Origin of the sequence: Streptomyces ambofaciens ATCC 23877 (genome assembly GCF_001267885.1) — a bacterium.
GTDB lineage: Bacteria > Actinomycetota > Actinomycetes > Streptomycetales > Streptomycetaceae > Streptomyces > Streptomyces ambofaciens.
Genome location: NZ_CP012382.1, coordinates 5674569 through 5693292 on the forward strand (window position 1 = coordinate 5674569; position 18724 = coordinate 5693292).

18 protein-coding genes and 1 pseudogene are annotated in these 18724 nt (G+C 71.8%); 17 read left to right on the top strand and 2 right to left on the bottom strand.

Annotation, left to right across the window (positions count from 1 at the left end):
* Positions 1 to 177: 177 nt before the first annotated feature.
* The 5 genes from SAM23877_RS25355 (at position 178) to ftsH (ending at position 8180) form a co-directional block, all read left to right on the top strand.
* A complete protein-coding gene (locus SAM23877_RS25355) occupies positions 178 to 1524 on the top strand; it encodes an ammonium transporter (protein WP_053137669.1) in 1347 nt (448 codons plus the stop codon).
* Positions 1521 to 1859, top strand: a complete 339-nt coding sequence (locus SAM23877_RS25360) for a P-II family nitrogen regulator (RefSeq protein WP_019328769.1) — start codon at positions 1521 to 1523, stop codon at positions 1857 to 1859. The genes SAM23877_RS25355 and SAM23877_RS25360 overlap by 4 nt, the downstream gene beginning before the upstream one ends.
* Positions 1860 to 1900: 41 nt before the next feature.
* Complete coding sequence (locus tag SAM23877_RS25365; RefSeq protein ID WP_053137673.1) at positions 1901 to 4348, top strand: [protein-PII] uridylyltransferase; 2448 nt, start codon at positions 1901 to 1903, stop codon at positions 4346 to 4348.
* Between the two features lie 219 nt (positions 4349 to 4567).
* Positions 4568 to 6118 carry a signal recognition particle protein gene (ffh, locus tag SAM23877_RS25370; RefSeq protein ID WP_053137677.1) on the top strand — a complete coding sequence of 517 codons (1551 nt, stop codon included), beginning with the start codon at positions 4568 to 4570 and terminating at the stop codon, positions 6116 to 6118.
* A gap of 118 nt (positions 6119 to 6236) precedes the next feature.
* Positions 6237 to 8180 (top strand): ATP-dependent zinc metalloprotease FtsH, encoded by a 1944-nt coding sequence (gene ftsH, locus SAM23877_RS25375; RefSeq protein ID WP_053137680.1) that lies wholly within the window; start codon positions 6237 to 6239, stop codon positions 8178 to 8180.
* Positions 8181 to 8243: 63 nt separating this feature from the next.
* On the opposite strand, the gene SAM23877_RS25380 is transcribed toward ftsH, so the two are convergent.
* Both SAM23877_RS25380 and SAM23877_RS25385 read right to left on the bottom strand, forming a co-directional pair.
* Positions 8244 to 8843, bottom strand: coding sequence for a hypothetical protein (locus SAM23877_RS25380; protein ID WP_244902997.1), 600 nt, complete (start codon positions 8841 to 8843; stop codon positions 8244 to 8246).
* Positions 8844 to 9047: 204 nt separating this feature from the next.
* On the bottom strand, positions 9048 to 9917 hold the full coding sequence (locus SAM23877_RS25385) for a class I SAM-dependent methyltransferase (RefSeq protein WP_079030421.1): 870 nt from the start codon (positions 9915 to 9917) through the stop codon (positions 9048 to 9050).
* Positions 9918 to 10587: 670 nt separating this feature from the next.
* On the opposite strand from SAM23877_RS25385, the gene SAM23877_RS25390 reads away from it, so the two are divergent.
* The 12 genes and pseudogenes from SAM23877_RS25390 (at position 10588) to SAM23877_RS25445 (ending at position 18723) form a co-directional block, all read left to right on the top strand.
* Complete coding sequence (locus tag SAM23877_RS25390) at positions 10588 to 11184, top strand: hypothetical protein (protein WP_053137689.1); 597 nt, start codon at positions 10588 to 10590, stop codon at positions 11182 to 11184.
* 222 nt (positions 11185 to 11406) lie between these two features.
* On the top strand, positions 11407 to 11826 hold the full coding sequence (gene rpsP / locus SAM23877_RS25395; RefSeq protein WP_053137692.1) for a 30S ribosomal protein S16: 420 nt from the start codon (positions 11407 to 11409) through the stop codon (positions 11824 to 11826).
* A gap of 2 nt (positions 11827 to 11828) precedes the next feature.
* Positions 11829 to 12068, top strand: a complete 240-nt coding sequence (locus SAM23877_RS25400; protein WP_003973401.1) for an RNA-binding protein — start codon at positions 11829 to 11831, stop codon at positions 12066 to 12068.
* A gap of 149 nt (positions 12069 to 12217) precedes the next feature.
* Positions 12218 to 12781 carry a ribosome maturation factor RimM gene (rimM, locus tag SAM23877_RS25405; protein WP_053137694.1) on the top strand — a complete coding sequence of 188 codons (564 nt, stop codon included), beginning with the start codon at positions 12218 to 12220 and terminating at the stop codon, positions 12779 to 12781.
* Complete coding sequence (trmD, locus tag SAM23877_RS25410; protein ID WP_053137696.1) at positions 12781 to 13614, top strand: tRNA (guanosine(37)-N1)-methyltransferase TrmD; 834 nt, start codon at positions 12781 to 12783, stop codon at positions 13612 to 13614. The genes rimM and trmD overlap by 1 nt, the downstream gene beginning before the upstream one ends.
* A gap of 136 nt (positions 13615 to 13750) precedes the next feature.
* On the top strand, positions 13751 to 14101 hold the full coding sequence (gene rplS / locus SAM23877_RS25415; RefSeq protein ID WP_053137698.1) for a 50S ribosomal protein L19: 351 nt from the start codon (positions 13751 to 13753) through the stop codon (positions 14099 to 14101).
* A gap of 45 nt (positions 14102 to 14146) precedes the next feature.
* On the top strand, positions 14147 to 14986 hold the full coding sequence (gene lepB / locus SAM23877_RS25420) for a signal peptidase I (RefSeq protein ID WP_053137702.1): 840 nt from the start codon (positions 14147 to 14149) through the stop codon (positions 14984 to 14986).
* Positions 14979 to 16061: pseudogene (gene lepB, locus SAM23877_RS37835) on the top strand (signal peptidase I); the annotation flags it as partial. The gene lepB (SAM23877_RS25420) and the pseudogene lepB (SAM23877_RS37835), both read left to right, overlap by 8 nt.
* On the top strand, positions 15952 to 16941 hold the full coding sequence (gene lepB / locus SAM23877_RS40670; RefSeq protein ID WP_053137707.1) for a signal peptidase I: 990 nt from the start codon (positions 15952 to 15954) through the stop codon (positions 16939 to 16941). The pseudogene lepB (SAM23877_RS37835) and the gene lepB (SAM23877_RS40670), both read left to right, overlap by 110 nt.
* A gap of 126 nt (positions 16942 to 17067) precedes the next feature.
* A complete protein-coding gene (gene lepB / locus SAM23877_RS25435; RefSeq protein WP_053137710.1) occupies positions 17068 to 17844 on the top strand; it encodes a signal peptidase I in 777 nt (258 codons plus the stop codon).
* Positions 17834 to 18358 carry an NUDIX hydrolase gene (locus SAM23877_RS25440; protein WP_053137712.1) on the top strand — a complete coding sequence of 175 codons (525 nt, stop codon included), beginning with the start codon at positions 17834 to 17836 and terminating at the stop codon, positions 18356 to 18358. The genes lepB (SAM23877_RS25435) and SAM23877_RS25440 overlap by 11 nt, the downstream gene beginning before the upstream one ends.
* A gap of 56 nt (positions 18359 to 18414) precedes the next feature.
* A complete protein-coding gene (locus SAM23877_RS25445) occupies positions 18415 to 18723 on the top strand; it encodes a DUF2469 domain-containing protein (protein WP_053137715.1) in 309 nt (102 codons plus the stop codon).
* Position 18724 lies beyond the last annotated feature (1 nt).

Sequence of the window (18724 nt, forward strand, 5' to 3'; positions counted from 1 at the left end):
CCGCACCCGGCAGTTCACCGGCGCGTAACACGCACAGCGCCTTCGTCACGGCGGCGAAACAACGAGGGGCCTCCACCGAAACCGCGCTGCGTCAATCTCATGGCGCATAACCGGCCCACCCCTCATGCCGCTCAGGCTTCGCCCGCACGGGGCCGTACCAACGACGAGGAGACGCCGATGGCTCCAGCCATCACGCTCGCCGCAGAGACGGAGCTCTCTGCCGCCAACACGGGCTTCATGCTCATCTGCTCCGCCCTGGTGATGCTCATGACGCCGGCCCTGGCCTTCTTCTACGGAGGCATGGTCCGCGTCAAGAGCACCCTGAACATGCTGATGATGAGCTTCATCAGCCTCGGCATCGTCACCGTCCTGTGGGTGCTGTACGGCTTCTCCATGGCGTTCGGCACGGACACCGGCAGCATCGTCGGCTGGAACTCCGACTGGGTCGGTCTCAGCAACATCGGGCTGACCGAGCTGTGGGACGGCTACACCATCCCGGTCTTCGTCTTCCTGGTCTTCCAGCTCATGTTCGCGGTGCTCACGCCCGCCCTGATCAGCGGCGCCCTCGCGGACCGGGTGAAGTTCACGGCCTGGGCGCTGTTCATCGCCCTGTGGGCCACGATCGTCTACTTCCCGGTCGCCCACTGGGTCTGGGGCGCCGGCGGCTGGGCCTTCGAGCTCGGTGTGATCGACTTTGCCGGCGGTACCGCCGTGCACATCAACGCCGGTGCCGCGGCGCTCGGCGTGATCCTGGTCATCGGCAAGCGGGTCGGCTTCAAGAAGGACCCGATGCGCCCGCACAGCCTCCCGCTGGTCATGCTCGGCGCGGGCCTGCTGTGGTTCGGCTGGTTCGGCTTCAACGCCGGCTCGTGGCTGGGCAACGACGACGGCGTCGGCGCGCTGATGTTCGTCAACACGCAGGTCGCCACCGGCGCGGCCGTCCTCGGCTGGCTCGCCTACGAGAAGATCCGCCACGGCGCCTTCACGACGCTGGGCGCGGCCTCCGGCGCCGTCTCCGGCCTGGTGGCCATCACCCCGGCGGGCGGCGCGGTCTCCCCGCTCGGCGCGATCGCCGTCGGTGTCGTCGCCGGTGTCCTGTGCGCCATGGCCGTCGGCCTGAAGTACCGGTTCGGCTACGACGACTCCCTCGACGTGGTCGGCGTCCACCTCGTCGGCGGCATCCTCGGCTCCCTCCTCGTCGGCTTCTTCGCCACCGGCAAGGGCCAGTCCGACGTCGAGGGCCTCTTCTACGGCGGCGGCCTGGACCAGTTCTGGAAGCAGTGCGCCGGCGTCTTCGGGGTGCTCGCCTACTCTCTGATCGTCTCCGCCGCCCTCGCCTTCGTCCTGCACAAGACGATCGGCATGCGCGTGCCGGAGGACGACGAGGTGGCCGGCATCGACCAGGCCGAGCACGCCGAGACCGCATACGACTTCAGCGGCGCCGGGGGCGGTTCCGCCCGGACGACCGCCACGCCGGGCGCCTCCGCGGCCGCGCCGGCCGAGAGCAAGAAGGTGGACGCATGAAGCTCATCACCGCCGTCGTCAAGCCGCACCGGCTCGACGAGATCAAGGAGGCCCTCCAGGCCTTCGGAGTCCACGGCCTCACCGTCACCGAGGCCAGCGGCTACGGCCGCCAGCGCGGCCACACCGAGGTCTACCGCGGTGCCGAGTACACGGTGGACCTGGTGCCCAAGATCCGCATCGAGGTCCTCGTCGAGGACGACGACGCCGAGCAGCTGATCGAGGTCGTGGTCAAGGCGGCCCGCACCGGGAAGATCGGCGACGGCAAGGTCTGGTCGGTCCCGGTCGACACGGCCGTACGCGTCCGGACCGGTGAGCGCGGACCCGACGCGCTCTGACGCTGCTCGCAAACACGGGAACGGGACGGGAGAGTCGCCGGGTGACGGGTACGGACGTGACGAAAGAAGCAGAGGACTCGGGACCCAGCGGCTACGCGGCGGCCCGGCTGCGCCTCCTCACCGAGGGGGCGCGGCCCGGGCCGCCGCGCCGTTCCGCCCTCGCCGGACTGACGGACGACTGGCTGTCCGGCCTCGTCGCCGCGGCGGGCGGTCCGGCCCGGGGCGTCGCCCTGGTCGCCGTCGGCGGCTACGGCCGGGGCGAGCTGTCCCCGCGCAGCGACCTGGACCTGCTCCTGCTGCACGACGGCGGCGACGAGAAGGCGGTCGCCGCCCTGGCCGACCGTCTCTGGTACCCGGTCTGGGACCTCGGCCTCGCCCTGGACCACTCCGTGCGCACGCCGGCCCAGGCCCGGAAGACGGCGGGCGAGGACCTGAAGGTCCAGCTCGGTCTCCTCGACGCCCGCCACCTCGCCGGCGACGCGGGCCTGACCGCCGGACTGCGTACGGCCGTCCTCGCCGACTGGCGCAACCAGGCCCCCAGGCGCCTCCCCGAGCTCCGGGACCTGTGCGCGCAGCGCGCCGAACGCCAGGGCGAGCTGCAGTACCTGCTGGAGCCCGACCTCAAGGAGGCCCGGGGCGGTCTGCGCGACGCCACCGCCCTGCGCGCGGTCGCCGCCTCCTGGCTGGCCGACGCCCCGCGCGAGGGTCTCGCCGACGCCCGGCGCCGACTGCTCGACGTACGGGACGCGCTGCACCTGGCGACGGGGCGGGCGACCGACCGCCTGGCCCTCCAGGAGCAGGACCAGGTGGCCGCCGAGCTCGGCCTGCTGGACGCCGACGCCCTGCTCCGGCAGGTGTACGAGGCGGCGCGCGTCATCTCCTACGCCGGCGACGTCACCTGGCGCGAGGTGGGGCGTGTCCTGCGTGCGCGGTCCGGGCGGCCCAGGCTCCGCGCCATGCTGGGCGGAGGGAAGCCCGCGCCCGAGCGTTCCCCGCTCGCCGAGGGCGTCGTCGAGCAGGACGGCGAGGTGGTGCTCGCCCGCACCGCACGACCCGAACGCGATCCCGTGCTCCCGCTGCGGGCCGCGGCCGCCGCCGCGCAGGCCGGGCTCCCGCTCTCCCTGCACGCCGTGCGACGCCTCGCGGCCACCGCACGCCCGCTGCCCGCGCCCTGGCCCGCCGAGGCGCGCGAGCAGCTGGTGACCCTGCTCGGCTCGGGCCGGCCCACGGTGCAGGTCTGGGAGGCGCTGGAGGCCGAGGGGCTGATCACCCGGCTCCTGCCCGACTGGGAGCGGGTGCGCTGCCGTCCCCAGCGCAACGCCGTGCACCTGTGGACCGTCGACCGGCACCTGATCGAGACCGCGGTGCGCGCCGCCGGCTTCACCCGCCGTGTCCACCGGCCCGACCTGCTGCTGGTCGCCGCGCTGCTGCACGACATCGGCAAGGGCTGGCCCGGCGACCACTCCGTGGCCGGCGAGACCATCGCGCGGGACGTGGCCGCCCGCATCGGCTTCGACCGCGCGGACGCGGCCGTCCTCGCCACCCTCGTACGCCACCACCTGCTGCTCGTCGAGACCGCCACCCGGCGGGACCTGGACGACCCGGCGACCGTGCGGGCGGTCGCCGAGGCGGTCGGCACCGAGCACACCCTGGAGTTGCTGCACGCCCTGACGGAGGCGGACGCGCTGGCCACCGGGCCTGCCGCCTGGTCGTCCTGGCGCGGCTCCCTCGTCGCCGACCTGGTGAAGCGCGTCTCGGCGGTGCTGGCGGGGGACCCGCTGGAGGAGCCCGAGGCCGCCGCGCCCACCGCCGAGCAGGAGCGGCTCGCCGTCGAGGCCTTCCGCACCGGCGGACCGGTCCTGGCCCTGCGTGCCCAGACCGAGCCGCCCACCGCCCCAGGGCCGGGGGACGACCCGGAGCCGCTCGGCGTGGAGCTGCTGATCGCGGTACCCGACCAGACGGGCGTGCTCCCCGCGGTGGCCGGGGTCCTGGCCATGCACCGGCTGACCGTCCGCACCGCCGAGCTGCGGTCCCTCCCCCTGCCGGACGGCGTCGAGGGCTCCGTCCTGCTGCTGGACTGGCGCGTCGCCGCCGAGTACGGCTCCCTGCCCCAGGCCACCCGCCTGCGCGCCGACCTGGTCAGGGCCCTGGACGGCACCCTGGACATCGCCGGCCGGCTCGCCGAACGGGACGCCGCCTACCCCCGGCGCCGGGGCGTGGAGCCGCCCCCGCCCCGGGTGACGGTCGCCCCGGCCGCGTCCCGGCTGGCCACCGTGATCGAGGTCCGCGCCCAGGACGCGCCGGGGCTGCTGTTCCGGCTCGGGCGGGCGCTGGAGGCGGCGGGGGTGCGGGTGCGCAGCGCGCACGCCTCGACGCTGGGCTCCAACGCCGTGGACGCCTTCTACGTCACCGGCCCGGAGGGCGCGCGGCTGCCGGGGGAGGAGGCGGGGGACGTGGCGCGGGCGCTGGAGGAGGCGCTGCGGGCGTGACCTTGCGGTCATGGTGTGCGTTGATCGGACATGCTCCCCGCTCGTGCGGGGATGGTCCGCCGGCTCAGCAAGTGCTGAAGACGGTCAAGGCGTGCTCCCCGCACACGCGGGGTTCTGGTCCCTGTCCGCTCCCCGTAGCGGGCAGGGACACTTTGCTTGCCAGGCCGGATACCCTGGAGGGCGACCCACACCAACGCCGACGCGAGGACCTACGCCGCCGTGTTCGATACTCTCTCCGACCGCCTGTCAGCCACCTTCAAATCCCTCCGGGGCAAAGGACGGCTGACCGAGGCGGACATCGACGCCACGGCCCGCGAGATCCGCATCGCGCTCCTCGAAGCCGACGTCGCCCTGCCCGTCGTGCGTGCCTTCATCAAGAAGGTCAAGGAGCGCTCCCTGGGCGCCGAGGTCTCCAAGGCGCTGAATCCCGCGCAACAGATCGTCAAGATCGTCAACGAGGAACTGGTCGGCATCCTCGGCGGCGAGACCCGCCGCCTGCGCTTCGCCAAGCAGCCCCCGACCGTGATCATGCTGGCCGGTCTCCAGGGTGCCGGTAAGACCACCCTCGCGGGCAAGCTGGGCCGGTGGCTCAAGGAGCAGGGCCACTCGCCGCTCCTGGTCGCCTGTGACCTCCAGCGCCCGAACGCCGTCAACCAGCTCAGCGTCGTCGCCGAGCGCGCCGGCGTGGCGGTCTACGCGCCCGAGCCGGGCAACGGCGTGGGTGACCCGGTCAAGGTCGCCAAGGACTCCATCGAGTTCGCCAAGGCCAAGGTCCACGACCTGGTCATCGTCGACACCGCCGGCCGCCTGGGCATCGACCAGGAGCTGATGCAGCAGGCCGCGGACATCCGCGACGCGGTCAGCCCCGACGAGATCCTCTTCGTCGTCGACGCCATGATCGGTCAGGACGCGGTCAACACCGCCGAGTCCTTCCGCGACGGCGTCGGCTTCGACGGCGTGGTGCTCTCCAAGCTCGACGGTGACGCCCGCGGTGGTGCGGCCCTGTCGATCGCCTCGGTGACCGGCAAGCCGATCATGTTCGCGTCCAACGGCGAGAAGCTCGAGGACTTCGACGCCTTCCACCCTGACCGGATGGCCTCCCGCATCCTCGACATGGGTGACCTGCTCACCCTGATCGAGCAGGCGGAGAAGACGTTCAGCCAGGAAGAGGCCGAGAAGATGGCCTCCAAGCTGGCGTCCAAGAAGGGCCAGGACTTCACCCTGGACGACTTCCTGGCCCAGATGGAGCAGGTCCGGAAGATGGGCAGCATCAGCAAGCTGCTCGGCATGCTCCCGGGCATGGGCCAGATGAAGGACCAGATCAACAACCTCGACGAGCGCGACGTCGACCGCACGGCCGCCATCATCAAGTCGATGACCCCGGCCGAGCGCCAGGAGCCGACGATCATCAACGGCTCGCGCCGCGCCCGTATCGCCAAGGGCTCCGGCGTCGACGTCAGCGCGGTGAAGGGCCTGGTCGAACGGTTCTTCGAGGCCCGCAAGATGATGTCCCGCATGGCCCAGGGCGGCGGTATGCCCGGCATGCCGGGGATGCCGGGCATGGGCGGCGGCCCCGGCCGGCAGAAGAAGCAGCAGAAGAAGACCAAGGGCAAGCAGCGCTCCGGCAACCCGATGAAGCGCAAGCAGCAGGAGCAGGAGGAGGCCGCCCGCCGCGCCGCCGCCGCGCAGAACGGCGGCGCCTTCGGACTGCCCCAGCAGGGCGGCCAGGACTTCGAGCTGCCGGACGAGTTCAAGAAGTTCATGGGCTGACGCCTGGGCCCGTACGGCACCGGGGGCGTCCCGCGCGAAGAAGCGCGGGGCGCCCCCGGCGTCGTACGGCGCCGTACACCCACATGCCTGCGCGGCTTTCCTGTCGTAACGTCCGGATATGACCAACCCGTCCCCGCCGCGCAAGGCCCCCGAGCCGCCCTGGCGCACCGAGGGCACGCCCGACGAGCCGCCCAAGCCGCCGCCCGGCAGACGGATGCGCGGCGGCTGGTGGAACCTGGCCCTGGCCGCGCTGATCGTCTACCTCATCGCCAACCTCGTGCTCTCCTTCTTCAACGAGGGCGACGAGCCGACCATCTCCTACACGGAGTTCAGCAAGCAGGTCGACGAGGGCAACGTCAGCAAGATCTACGCCAAGGGCGACGCGATCCAGGGCCAGCTGAAGAAGGCCCGGGACAATCCCGAGGGCGACGGGAGCTACACCAAGTTCACCACCGAGCGGCCGACCTTCGCCGACGACCGGCTCTGGGACGACCTGACCGAGCACGGCGTCACCGTCACGGCCGAACCCGTCGTCCAGCAGCGCAGCTTCCTGGTCAATCTTCTGATCGCACTGGCCCCGATGCTGCTCCTGGTGGTGCTGTGGATCTTCATCGCGCGGCGTATGAGGGGCGCTCTCGGCGGTGGCGCCGGCGGCATGCTCGGCCGCAAGGCGCCGCCCAAGCCGGTCGAGCTGGAGGCCGGCGAGCCGCGCACGACCTTCGCCGACGTGGCAGGGATCGACGAGGTCGAGGGTGAGCTCAGCGACGTCGTCGACTTCCTGAAGAACCCCGACGCGTACCGCCGCATGGGCGCCAAGATGCCCCGGGGCGTCCTGCTGTCCGGCCCGCCCGGCACCGGGAAGACCCTCCTCGCGCGCGCGGTCGCCGGGGAGGCGGGGGTGCCGTTCTTCTCCGCGTCGGCGTCCGAGTTCATCGAGATGATCGTGGGCGTGGGCGCCTCCCGGGTGCGGGAGCTGTTCGCCGAGGCGCGCAAGGTGGCACCGTCGATCATCTTCATCGACGAGATCGACACCATCGGCCGCGCGAGGGGCGGCGGCTCCGGCATGGGCGGCCACGACGAGCGCGAGCAGACCCTGAACCAGATCCTCACGGAGATGGACGGCTTCTCCGGCGCCGAGGGCGTGATCGTCATCGCCGCCACCAACCGCGCCGACATCCTGGACCCGGCCCTGACCCGGCCCGGCCGCTTCGACCGCCTGGTCAACGTCTCGCCGCCGGACCGGGGCGGCCGCAAGGCGATCCTGGAGATCCACACCCGCGAGATCCCGCTCGCCCCGGACGTCGACCTGACCCAGGTGGCCCGCACGACCCCGGGCATGACCGGCGCCGAACTCGCCAACCTGGCCAACGAGGCCGCACTGCTGGCGGTCAAGCGGAAGCAGGACCGGGTGACGCAGGCGAACCTCTCCGAGGCCCTGGAGAAGGTCCAGCTGGGCGCCGAACGCCCCCTGGTGATGCCCGAGGAGGAACGCCGGCGCACCGCCTACCACGAGAGCGGACACGCCCTGCTGGGCATGCTGCAACCGGGCGCCGACCCCGTTCGCAAGATCACCATCGTGCCGCGCGGACGGGCGCTCGGGGTGACGCTCTCCACGCCGGACTCGGACAAGTACGCGTACACGGAGGAGTACCTGCGCGGACGGATCATCGGCGCGCTCGGTGGCATGGCGGCCGAGCAGGTGGTGTATGACGTGATCACCACCGGCTCGGAGAGCGACCTCGAACAGGTCACCCGGATCGCGCGCGGCATGGTCGGCCGCTGGGGCATGAGCGAACGGGTCGGCCGGCTCTCCGCACTCCCCGGCGACGCCCAGCAGGCCTACGGCCTCGCCGCCGCCCCGGGGACCCTCGACGCCATCGACGGCGAGATGCGGCGGGTCGTCGACGAGTGCTACGCGGAGGCCGTGCGCAAGCTGCGCGACCACCGCGCACAGCTCGACGCGCTGGCCGAGGCGCTGCTGGCCGACGAGACGCTGGAGGAGGCGGACGCGTACCGGATCGCCGGGATCACACGGTCGGCCAGGGACGTCCTGGAGGCGTGAGCGCGGTCGGCCAGGGACGTCCCGGAGCGTGAGCGCGGTCGGCCGCCGCTCGCGGGGGACCGCTTACGCGCGCGGGAACTTCCAGACCCAGGGCCCGCCGTCCTCCTCCGACCAGTGCACCTCCACGCTCGTGGCGTCCGCGGGGATCAGGTAGGTCTCGCAGAAGACGTGGCGCTCGCCCTGCCTCCAGCTCTTCACGTCGTACGGGTCCTCGCAGCCCGGGGCGTCGTCCGGGGCGCCGACGAGGACGGCGCCGCGCTGCCCGTCGGCGAAGACCGCGGTGGCGTCGTGGACCTCGGAGCCCCCGGTGAGGGCCGGGCCGCCTCGATGCGTGTACGTGACGTGCGCGACCGCCGGCACCTTGCCCTTCGCGTCCGCCGCGTCCGCCACCGCCCCGGCGGCCTCCGCCTCCGTGCCCACGTCCACCTTCCGCGCCACGACCTCGTAGGTGACCTCGCCGGGTTCCTCCGCGACCTTCCCCGTCACGGCCTCGCCCGTCGCCACGTCGCCGCCCGACGCCGCGCGCGGGGGAGAGGCCGGGGCCTCCGGGCCGGCCGCACTCTTCGGGCCGGCGTCCTCGCCGGCCCCGTCCCCGCACGCGGTGAGGGCCAGGGCGAGGACGGCGACGGGCGCGGCGAGGCGCAACGGGCTCTTGTGGTGCACTACGGGCTCCTGTACGCAGATGTGTTCGTTCCCCGGGACGGTGGATCAGAGTAGAGCGCCGGGATCCACCGGGAGCGACCACGGAAGCCCTGGCCGGGATTGCGCACACGATGCACACCGGCACCGCGGGAAGCCCTTCAGGTGCCGCGCAGGCCGGGCGGGTCCGGCCGGAACCGTTCGTCGGGTCGTCGGGTGATCGGGTGGTCAGATCGTCCGGGCGATCAGGTACCGGAACACGTTCGGCATCCACACGGTCCCGTCCGACCGCTGGTGCGGATGCAGAGCCTCCGAGAGTTCCTTGTCGACCTGCTCCTGGTCGGTCGCCGCGATCGCCGCGTCGAACAGACCGGTCGACAGCAGTCCGCGCACCGCGCTGTCGACGCCGCCGTACCCGAAGGGGCACGCCACCCGCCCCGAGCCGTCCGGCCTGAGCCCGGCGCGCTGGGCGACCTCCTCCAGGTCGTCGCGCAGGGCGGGGCGCCAGCTGCCCGCGCCGCGCAACGGGTCCGCGAGCTTGGTGGCCACCCGCAGCACCGACGTCGTCGCGCACCGCTCCGGCGGGCCCCAGCCGGCCAGCACCACGGCCGCCCCGCGCCCGGCCAGCGGCACGGTCTGCGCGAGCAGCTCGCCCAGCCCCTCCGAGTCGCCCGCCAGGCACCCGATGGGCTCGAAGGCGGTCACCAGGGTGAACGCCGGAGCCGACGGGTCCGCCGCGTCCCGGGGCGCGCCCTCGACGACCCGGGCGGCGTCCGCACGCGCGCGTGCGTCCCGGCCCCCGGGCGCCTCGGGCAGCAACCGCTGCCGTGCCAGGTCGACGCGCTCCGGGAAGCGCGACTCGACACCGGTCACCGAGGCACCGCGCGAGGCGGCCATCAGCAGAGCCAGCCCGGACCCGCAGCCCAGCCCGAGCATCCTGGTGCCGCCGCCCACGTCCAGTCGCTCGTAGACGGCCTCGTAGAGCGGTACGAGCATCCGCTCCTGTATCTCGGACCAGTCACGCGCGCGTGCACGCAGGTCCACGCGGGGCGTTGCCCCCGCGTGAGATGAGTGCTGCCGCACGAGCGTAGGTGTCATAGGAAAGCGCCCCAATCGCCGAGTGTTGCCGCTGTGCCGGATTCGGTGGCCCCCGTGCAGTGCGCTCGCACTCCCCCCGTATGCCAGGAAACTCCGGGCTCGCCGTGGCGTCCAGTGGTAGCGGGCGCCGGTTTGCCCGGTGCCCGCCACAGTGGCGAGATTTCACTTCCCCGCAATGTGGGCCTGGCCGCGCGGTACCCGCGGTAGCACGCGGGTGACCCCTTCGTCGGATGGCCTGATCGGGGCGCTCGGCGATGACAGCGGGTCGCGACGAGGCGGAGGATGCGGTTCCGGCCAAGGTCGCCGGGCTCGGCGACCGCCTCCCGGTGACGGAAACCGGCAGGGGGAGGGGCGGTACCGCACGCCGAGGGCACGCCCGGTAACCTCGCATCCGTCGAGGCGCCCGATCGGGTGGCGCCCCTCCGGTGGCACAGCGACCGAAACGCCCCTTGCGCATCGGGCGGCCCCACGCCCCCGGCGCGTGGACGGGCTCTACGCGCCGGCGCGTACGTCGGACTACGCACCAGCTTGGTACGAGCTGTGAGGCTTCTCCGCAGATCAGCGCACCCGCCCTCGTCGGGACGCATCAGCGGCAACTGACGGGTACGTGCAAATTATTTGGGATGCCCCGGAATAGGAACACAGCGGCACCCCGGCTCGTTGTCATTACGTGAGCACGACACCACCTGTTCTCGCCGCAGAGCTGGCGCAGGCGTGGGCCGACATTCAGCGGCACCACACCGAGCTGCCCGATCTTGCCGCGCCCGAGTCCCTGATCGGAGAGTCGTCGTCCGCCTGCGGGCACGAGCTCTCCTTCGAGCGACTGCTCCATGAGGCAGTCCACGGCATCGCCGCCGCGCGCGGAGTACGCGACACCTCCCGCGCGGGGCGTTATCACAACCGTCGTTTCCTTGCGATCGCCGAGGAGTTGGGCCTCGACCACCCCGAGGAGCCGCATCCCAGCAGTGGCTTCTCGCTGGTCACGCTCACCCCCGAGGCGAAGCGCCGCTACCGCCCGACGATCGAACGCCTCCAGCGTGCGCTGAAGGCCCACACCGCCGCGACCGCGACCGATTCGGCCCGCAGCTTCCGCGGGCCGGCCGCACGCCACGGCTCCTCCGGAGGAGGGGTGCGGGTGAAGGCGGTCTGCGACTGCGGACGCAACGTCCGGGTCGTCCCGTCCGTCCTGGCCCAGGCCCCGATCATGTGCGGCGGCTGCGGCAAGCCGTTCCGGATTCCGGAGGTGGTCGGCGCGGTGGCGAGCTGAGGATCCGGCTGCTCGTGGCGGCCGGATCCGGGCGCGGTGCCCTCGGTCCGCCCTCGGTCCGAAGGGCACGCCCGCGTGTGGCACAATGGTCAGCTGTACTCGACAGTCGCACAGGACCCCTCTCTCCTCCGGCTGACGCGTCCATCGGGCACTCGGGTACCGCAACCCCACGCGGCTCTCTCGCCGTGCCCACCCACGTCAAATCCAGGAGAACCCACTCCCGTGGCAGTCAAGATCAAGCTGAAGCGTCTGGGCAAGATCCGTTCGCCTCACTACCGCATCGTCGTCGCCGACTCCCGTACCCGCCGTGACGGCCGGGCCATCGAGGAGATCGGCAAGTACCACCCGACGTACAACCCGTCGGTGATGGAGGTCGACGCCGAGCGTGTCGCGTACTGGCTCGGTGTCGGCGCCCAGCCGACCGAGCCCGTGCTCGCCATCCTGAAGAAGACCGGCGACTGGCAGAAGTTCAAGGGCGAGCCCGCCCCGGCCCCGCTGCTCGTGGCCGCCGAGAAGCCGGCCCGTCCGTCCTTCGAGGCGTTCGGCGGCGAGGACGACGGCAAGGGTGAGGCCATCACCCAGAAGAAGAAGGCCGAGAAGAAGGACGAGGCCGCGGCCTCGTCCGAGTCGACCGAGGCCTGAGCATGCTCGAGGAGGCTCTCGAGCACCTCGTGAAGGGCATCGTCGACAATCCTGACGATGTGCAGGTCGCCTCGCGCAACCTGCGTCGCGGGCGCGTGCTCGAGGTCCGGGTCCACCCCGACGACCTCGGCAAGGTGATCGGCCGCAACGGTCGCACCGCGCGCGCTCTGCGCACCGTCGTGGGCGCCATCGGCGGCCGTGGTGTCCGCGTCGACCTCGTCGACGTCGACCACGTCCGCTGACGTCAAACGCAGCACCGGCTCGGGCCGGGGAGGGCCACCGGCCGTCCCCGGCCCGCAGTCGTTGTGAGCCGTGACCGACTCGTCGTAGTCCCGGACCATGGTTTCGGCCGTGGGTCTCGGTCGTAGTTCCGACAGGAGAAGCAAGCACAGTGCAGCTGGTAGTCGCGCGCATCGGCCGCGCCCATGGCATCAAGGGCGAGGTCACCGTGGAGGTCCGCACCGACGAGCCGGAACTGCGGCTCGGCCCCGGTGCCGTACTGGCCACCGACCCCGCCTCCACCGGACCGCTCACCATCGAGACCGGCCGGGTCCACAGCGGCCGCCTCCTGCTGCGCTTCGCCGGTGTGCACGACCGCACCGGGGCCGAGGCGCTGCGCAACACCCTCCTGATCGCCGAGGTCGACCCCGAGGAGCGGCCGGAGGACGAGGACGAGTACTACGACCACCAGCTGATCGACCTCGACGTGGTGACCGAGGACGGCACGGAGGTCGGCCGGATCACCGAGATCTCCCACCTGCCCACGCAGGACCTGTTCGTCGTGGAGCGCGCCGACGGCAGCGAGGTCTACGTGCCGTTCGTCTCCGAGATCGTCACCGAGATCGACCTGGACGAGCAGCGCGCGGTCATCGACCCGCCGCCCGGCCTGATCGACGACCGCGCGGAGGTCGCCTCCGCGCGGGACGCCGAGAACACGGCCGGGGACGAGGCGTGATGCGGCTCGACGTCGTCACGATCTTCCCCGAGTACCTGGAACCGCTGAACGTCTCCCTCGTCGGCAAGGCACGCGCGCGGGGGCAGCTGAACGTCCACGTGCACGACCTGCGCGACTGGACGTACGACCGCCACAACACCGTCGACGACACCCCGTACGGCGGCGGCCCCGGCATGGTGATGAAGACCGAGCCGTGGGGCGACGCACTCGACTCCGTCCTGGCCGACGGCTACGAGACGGGCTCCGGCGGACCCGCCCTGATCGTGCCCACGCCCAGCGGCCGGCCCTTCACCCAGGACCTCGCCGTCCAGCTCTCCGAGCGCCCCTGGCTGATCTTCACGCCCGCCCGTTACGAGGGCATCGACCGCCGCGTGATCGACGAGTACGCGACCAGGATGCCCGTGTACGAGGTGTCCATCGGCGACTACGTCCTGGCCGGTGGCGAGGCCGCCGTACTCGTCGTCACCGAGGCCGTGGCGCGGCTGCTGCCCGGCGTCCTGGGCAACGCGGAGTCCCACCGGGACGACTCCTTCGCCCCCGGTGCGATGGCCAGCCTGCTGGAGGGCCCCGTCCACACCAAGCCGCCGCAGTGGCGCGGGCGCGGCATCCCCGACGTGCTGCTCAGCGGGCACCACGGGAAGATCGCCCGCTGGCGCCGCGACGAGGCCCTGCGGCGCACCACGGCGAACCGGCCCGACCTGATCGAGCGGTGCGATCCGAAGGCCTTCGACAAGAAGGACCGGGAGATGCTCTCCATCCTGGGCTGGGAGCCCGACCCGGCGGGAGAGCCGTACGGCCGATTTTGGCGCAGGACCCCGGGCGTGGAAGAATAGGCCGCTGTTGTGCGTCCGTCCGGAGCGCGCCCCTGCCACAGGGGGAGACGACGCCCGTCCCGACCCGCACGACCCTGATCCCGAAACACCTAGTTTCCGTTGATGACCTGTGGCATCAGCGAAGAAAGCAGACGCAATGTCTCACCTGCTCGACTCCGTCGACGCCTCGTCGCTGCGCAGCGACGTCCCCGCCTTCCGCCCCGGCGACACCGTCAACGTCCACGTCCGCGTCATCGAGGGCAACCGCTCCCGTGTGCAGCAGTTCAAGGGCGTAGTCATCCGCCGCCAGGGCGCCGGCGTGCGCGAGACCTTCACGGTCCGCAAGGTCTCCTTCTCCGTCGGCGTCGAGCGCACCTTCCCGGTGCACACCCCGATCGTGGAGAAGATCGAGCTCGTCACCCGCGGTGACGTCCGTCGCGCGAAGCTGTACTACCTGCGCGAGCTGCGCGGCAAGGCCGCGAAGATCAAGGAGAAGCGCGAGAGCTGAGCGCCCTCCGGGGTCCACACCGGGGCCGGATAGCATCTGGCCCCGATGGACACCGAAGCACAGCCCACGGAGCGCGACCGCTCCTCCCGTTCTTCCGACTCCGAGCAGCCCTCGGAACCGGAGGGACCGGAGGAACGGTCGCGTTCCGCGTTCGCGGGCCGGCTCACGGACTGGGTGCCGGGCGGCCGGATCACCGTGACCCTGCTGACGCTGCTGCTGTTCCTGCTGCTGCTCAGCACCTTCGTCCTCCAGCCGTTCCAGATCCCCAGCGGTTCCATGGAGCGCGGATTGAGGATCGGGGACCGGGTTCTCGTAAACAAGTTGGCGTACCGTTTCGATGGCGGGCCGCGGCGGGGCGACATCGTCGTCTTCGACGGCACCGGGCTCTTCGGGCACGGCGACTACATCAAACGCGTTGTCGGTGTGGGCGGGGACCATGTGGTGTGCTGCGACCGGGAGGGGAGAGTCCAGGTGAACGGCCAGTCGGTCGACGAGTCGGCGTTCCTGTACCCCGGGGACCGTCCGTCCACGGTGCCCTTCGACGTCGTGGTCCCGGACGGCGCCCTGTTCGTCCTCGGCGACCACCGTGCCGACTCCAGCGACTCCCGCGACCACCTCGGCTCGCCGGGCGGCGGCATGGTCCCGGTCGACGAGGTGATCGGCCGCGCCGACTGGATCGTCTGGCCCTTCTCCCATGCCACGCACCTCGACCGTCCCGACGCCTACGCACGCGTACCGGACGCGGACGAGTCGGCCCCGGCGACGACCGGGCCGGCCCCGGCCGCGGAGGATCCGGCCCCGGCGACGACCGGACCGGCCCCGGGCACGGGCGAGCCGGCTCCTGGCGCACGCCCGTCCGAGCAGGCCAAGGGCGTCGATGGGTAACCGGGGCAAACCGCGTGGGGCGGCCAGCAGCCCCGCGGAGAACCTGCTGCCCACCGGCTCCCGGCGCGCGAACCCGCCGTCCGGCGGCCGGTCGCGTGCCGAGCGGCGCAAGCTCCAGCGCAAGGTGAAGCGGCGTCGCAGGCGCAGTGCGGTCAAGGAGATACCCCTCCTCGTGGGCGTCGCCGTCCTGATAGCGCTGGTGCTGAAGACCTTCCTCGTCCAGGCCTTCGTGATCCCCTCGGGCTCCATGGAGCAGACGATCCGGATCGGCGACCGTGTCCTGGTGGACAAGTTCACGCCCTGGTTCGGCTCCGAGCCGCAGCGCGGGGACGTCGTCGTGTTCCGGGACCCCGGAGGGTGGCTCCGGGGCGAGCAGACCACGCAGAAGGACGACCCCGTCGTCATCAAGCAGGTCAAGGAGGGCCTCGCCTTCATCGGCCTGCTGCCGTCCGACGACGAGAAGGACCTCATCAAGCGGGTCGTCGGAGTGGGCGGGGACCGGGTCAAGTGCTGTGACACCCAGGGCCGGGTCACCGTCAACGGCGTCCCCCTGACCGAGGACTACCTGTATCCCGGCGACAGGCCCTCCACGACACCCTTCGACGTCGAGGTCCCCGAGGGGCGGCTGTGGGTGATGGGCGACCACCGGTCGAACTCCGCCGACTCCCGTTTCCACCAGGACACCGACTTCGGCACGGTCTCCGAGGAGGAGGTCGTGGGGCGCGCCATGGTGATCGCCTGGCCCTTCGGCCACTGGACCACCCTGGACGAACCGAAAACGTACGCGTCCGTGTCCGACTCGGCCTCCGGTTCGACCGCCGCCCCCCGGCTGTCGCATAGGGTTGCCCCCGACGATCCGAACGCGATGATTCAACTCCCGACCCCTGCGGAACTCCCGCTCGTTATGGGAGTGGTGGGCCTGCACCGTGTACGGGGCAGGCGGTGGCAGAGAGTGAGGAGTTGGCGTGGGGGATGTGGCGGTTGGCGCACGGTCCGGACACGACGGCGAGGAGAACCGCGGACACCCCGTGGAGACAGCCGTCCCGGCCGCGGACGGCGCCCCGGCCTCCGGGCACGACTCCGGGACCGAGGACGGCAGGGTGACGGACGAACACAGCGGGCCCCAGGACGAGGGAGTGGGCGGGACACCCGCCGCGGCACCGCCCGAGCAGAAGAAGCAGCGCTCCTTCTGGAAGGAGCTGCCGATCCTGATCGGCATCGCACTGGTACTCGCGCTGCTGATCAAGACGTTCCTGGTGCAGGCGTTCTCGATCCCGTCCGCCTCGATGCAGAACACGCTCACGATCAATGACCGCGTCCTGGTCGACAAGCTCACCCCCTGGTTCGGTTCCGAGCCCGAGCGCGGCGAGGTCGTCGTCTTCCACGACCCGGACGACTGGCTGGCGGGCGAGCCCACCCCCGACCCGAACGCGTTGCAGACGGTCCTCAGCTGGATCGGCCTGATGCCGTCCGCGGACGAGAAGGACCTGATCAAGCGCGTCATCGGCGTCGGCGGCGACACCGTCGAGTGCAGCAAGACCGGGCCGCTCAAGGTCAACGGCAAGGCGCTGAACGAGCCGTACGTCTACCCCGGCAACACGCCGTGCAGCGTCGACGACCAGGGCGGCCAGTTCAAGGTCAAGGTGCCCGAGGGTTCCCTCTGGGTCATGGGCGACCACCGGCAGAACTCCCGGGACTCCCGGTACAACCAGTCGGACAAGCACGGCGGCATGGTGCCGGTGAAGGAGGTCGTCGGCCGCGCCATCGTGATCGCCTGGCCGATGAACCGCTGGGACACCCTGCCGGTGCCCGACACCTTCGACCAGGACGGTCTGCAGGCCCGGTCGTCGGCCGCCGCCGCGCTGTCGGCCGCGCCCCAGGGCCTGGCCCTGGCCGGGATCGTGCCGGTCGTCTGGTGGCGGCGCAGGCGTACCGCTCCCGCCGAGACCCGCTGAGACCCCCGGGCCGTACGCCTGTCGCCGCAGGGTGCGGCCCGTCTCACGGAGGCAGCCCTGCCAGCCCCTTCCGGGTCTCCGGGAGGGGCTGCCCCGTTCCGGTACCGCCGGGTAAGGTGCGGATCCATGGGTGGCGAGAGCACGACACGTACGGCCCCGCGTGACGGCGGAGCGAACAGGGGCCCGGTCGGTGGCCGGACCGGACAGCGGCTGTCCGGCCTCGCCGTGGCGCTGGGCCTGGTGCTGTTCCTCGGCGGTTTCGCCTGGGGTGCGGTCGTCTACCGGCCCTACACCGTGCCGACCAGCTCGATGACGCCCACGATCGACGCCGGGGACCGGGTCCTGGCACAGCGCGTCGACGGCACCGACGTCCGCCGCGGCGACGTCGTCGTCTTCAAGGACGCGACCTGGGCCGACGCCCCGATGGTCAAGCGGGTCGTCGCCGTCGGCGGGGACGTCGTCTCCTGCTGCCAGGAGGGCAAGCTCAAGGTCAACGGCAAGGTGATCGATGAGCCGTACCTGCTCGCCGGCACGCCGGCCGAGATCACCGACTTCCCGACCGTGACCGTCCCCGAGGGCCGCCTGTTCCTGCTCGGCGACGAGCGCGACAACTCCGTGGACTCCACCGCCCACCTCACGGACGCCGCCGGCGGGACCGTGTCGCGCGGTGCCGTGGACGCCCGCGTCGACGCCGTGGTCTGGCCGATGGACGGCATGCTGGAGCGTCCGACCGGGTTCCGGACGCTGGGCGAGCTCTCCTCGCCCGGCCCGCTGCGGACGGTCGTCGCGCTGGTGATCGCCGGGGCGGTGCTGATCCTCGCCGGCGCCGCGTACGGTCCCTTCGCCAAGAGGGCCGCGGCCTCCCGTGCGCGGAAGGGGACGGGGCCCACCGGTGCCCGCTGAGCCGACGCCGGCCGGGCACGACTCCTACGAGGGCGGCTTGCGCAGGGTCGCCCGGGTGGTGCTGCTCGACCCCGACGACCGCATCCTGCTCCTGCACGGGCACGAACCGGACGATCCGGCCGACGACTGGTGGTTCACCCCCGGCGGCGGCGTGGAGGGCGACGAGACCCGCGAGCAGGCCGCGCGGCGGGAACTCGTGGAGGAGACCGGCATCACCGACATCGAGCTCGGCCCGGTGCTGTGGCGGCGCAGGTGCTCCTTCCCCTTCGCGGGCCGCCGCTGGGACCAGGACGAGTGGTACTACCTGGCCCGCACCACACAGACCGCGACCGAGGCCGTGGGCCTGACCGAACTGGAGCGCCGCAGTGTCGCCGGAGCGCGCTGGTGGACGTGTCAGGAACTGACCCGGGCACATGAGACGGTGTATCCGACCAGACTCGCCGGGCTGCTGCGCACGCTGCTCGACGAAGGGCCCCCCGCCGGGCCGGTGACCCTGGACACCGAAATCGTCTAGGGGCGCACGGGACTGGCGCACAATGGTGGGACCGCACGGCTGAAGGGGAACATGCCATGAGCGCCGAGGACCTCGAGAAGTACGAGACCGAGATGGAGCTCAAGCTCTACCGGGAGTACCGCGATGTCGTCGGCCTGTTCAAATACGTGATCGAGACCGAGCGGCGTTTCTACCTGACCAACGACTACGAGATGGAAGTGCACTCGGTCCAGGGTGAGGTGTTCTTCGAGGTCTCCATGGCCGATGCCTGGGTCTGGGACATGTACCGGCCGGCCCGTTTCGTGAAGCAGGTGCGCGTGTTGACGTTCAAGGACGTGAACATCGAGGAGTTGAACAAGAGCGACCTGGAGCTTCCCGGCGGCTGAC

Excerpts from the sequence above, each read along its gene's own strand:
- SAM23877_RS25400 (WP_003973401.1), top strand. The coding sequence starts at position 11,829 with ATGCTCGAGGAGGCTCTCGAGCACCTCGTGAAGGGCATCGTCGACAAT.
- rplS (WP_053137698.1), top strand. The coding sequence starts at position 13,751 with ATGTCTCACCTGCTCGACTCCGTCGACGCCTCGTCGCTGCGCAGCGAC.
- SAM23877_RS25355 (WP_053137669.1), top strand. The coding sequence starts at position 178 with ATGGCTCCAGCCATCACGCTCGCCGCAGAGACGGAGCTCTCTGCCGCC.
- lepB (WP_053137710.1), top strand. The coding sequence starts at position 17,068 with ATGGGTGGCGAGAGCACGACACGTACGGCCCCGCGTGACGGCGGAGCG.
- ftsH (WP_053137680.1), top strand. The coding sequence starts at position 6,237 with ATGACCAACCCGTCCCCGCCGCGCAAGGCCCCCGAGCCGCCCTGGCGC.
- trmD (WP_053137696.1), top strand. The coding sequence starts at position 12,781 with ATGCGGCTCGACGTCGTCACGATCTTCCCCGAGTACCTGGAACCGCTG.
- SAM23877_RS25445 (WP_053137715.1), top strand. The coding sequence starts at position 18,415 with ATGAGCGCCGAGGACCTCGAGAAGTACGAGACCGAGATGGAGCTCAAG.
- SAM23877_RS25385 (WP_079030421.1), bottom strand. The coding sequence starts at position 9,917 with ATGACACCTACGCTCGTGCGGCAGCACTCATCTCACGCGGGGGCAACG.
- lepB (WP_053137702.1), top strand. The coding sequence starts at position 14,147 with ATGGACACCGAAGCACAGCCCACGGAGCGCGACCGCTCCTCCCGTTCT.
- SAM23877_RS25360 (WP_019328769.1), top strand. The coding sequence starts at position 1,521 with ATGAAGCTCATCACCGCCGTCGTCAAGCCGCACCGGCTCGACGAGATC.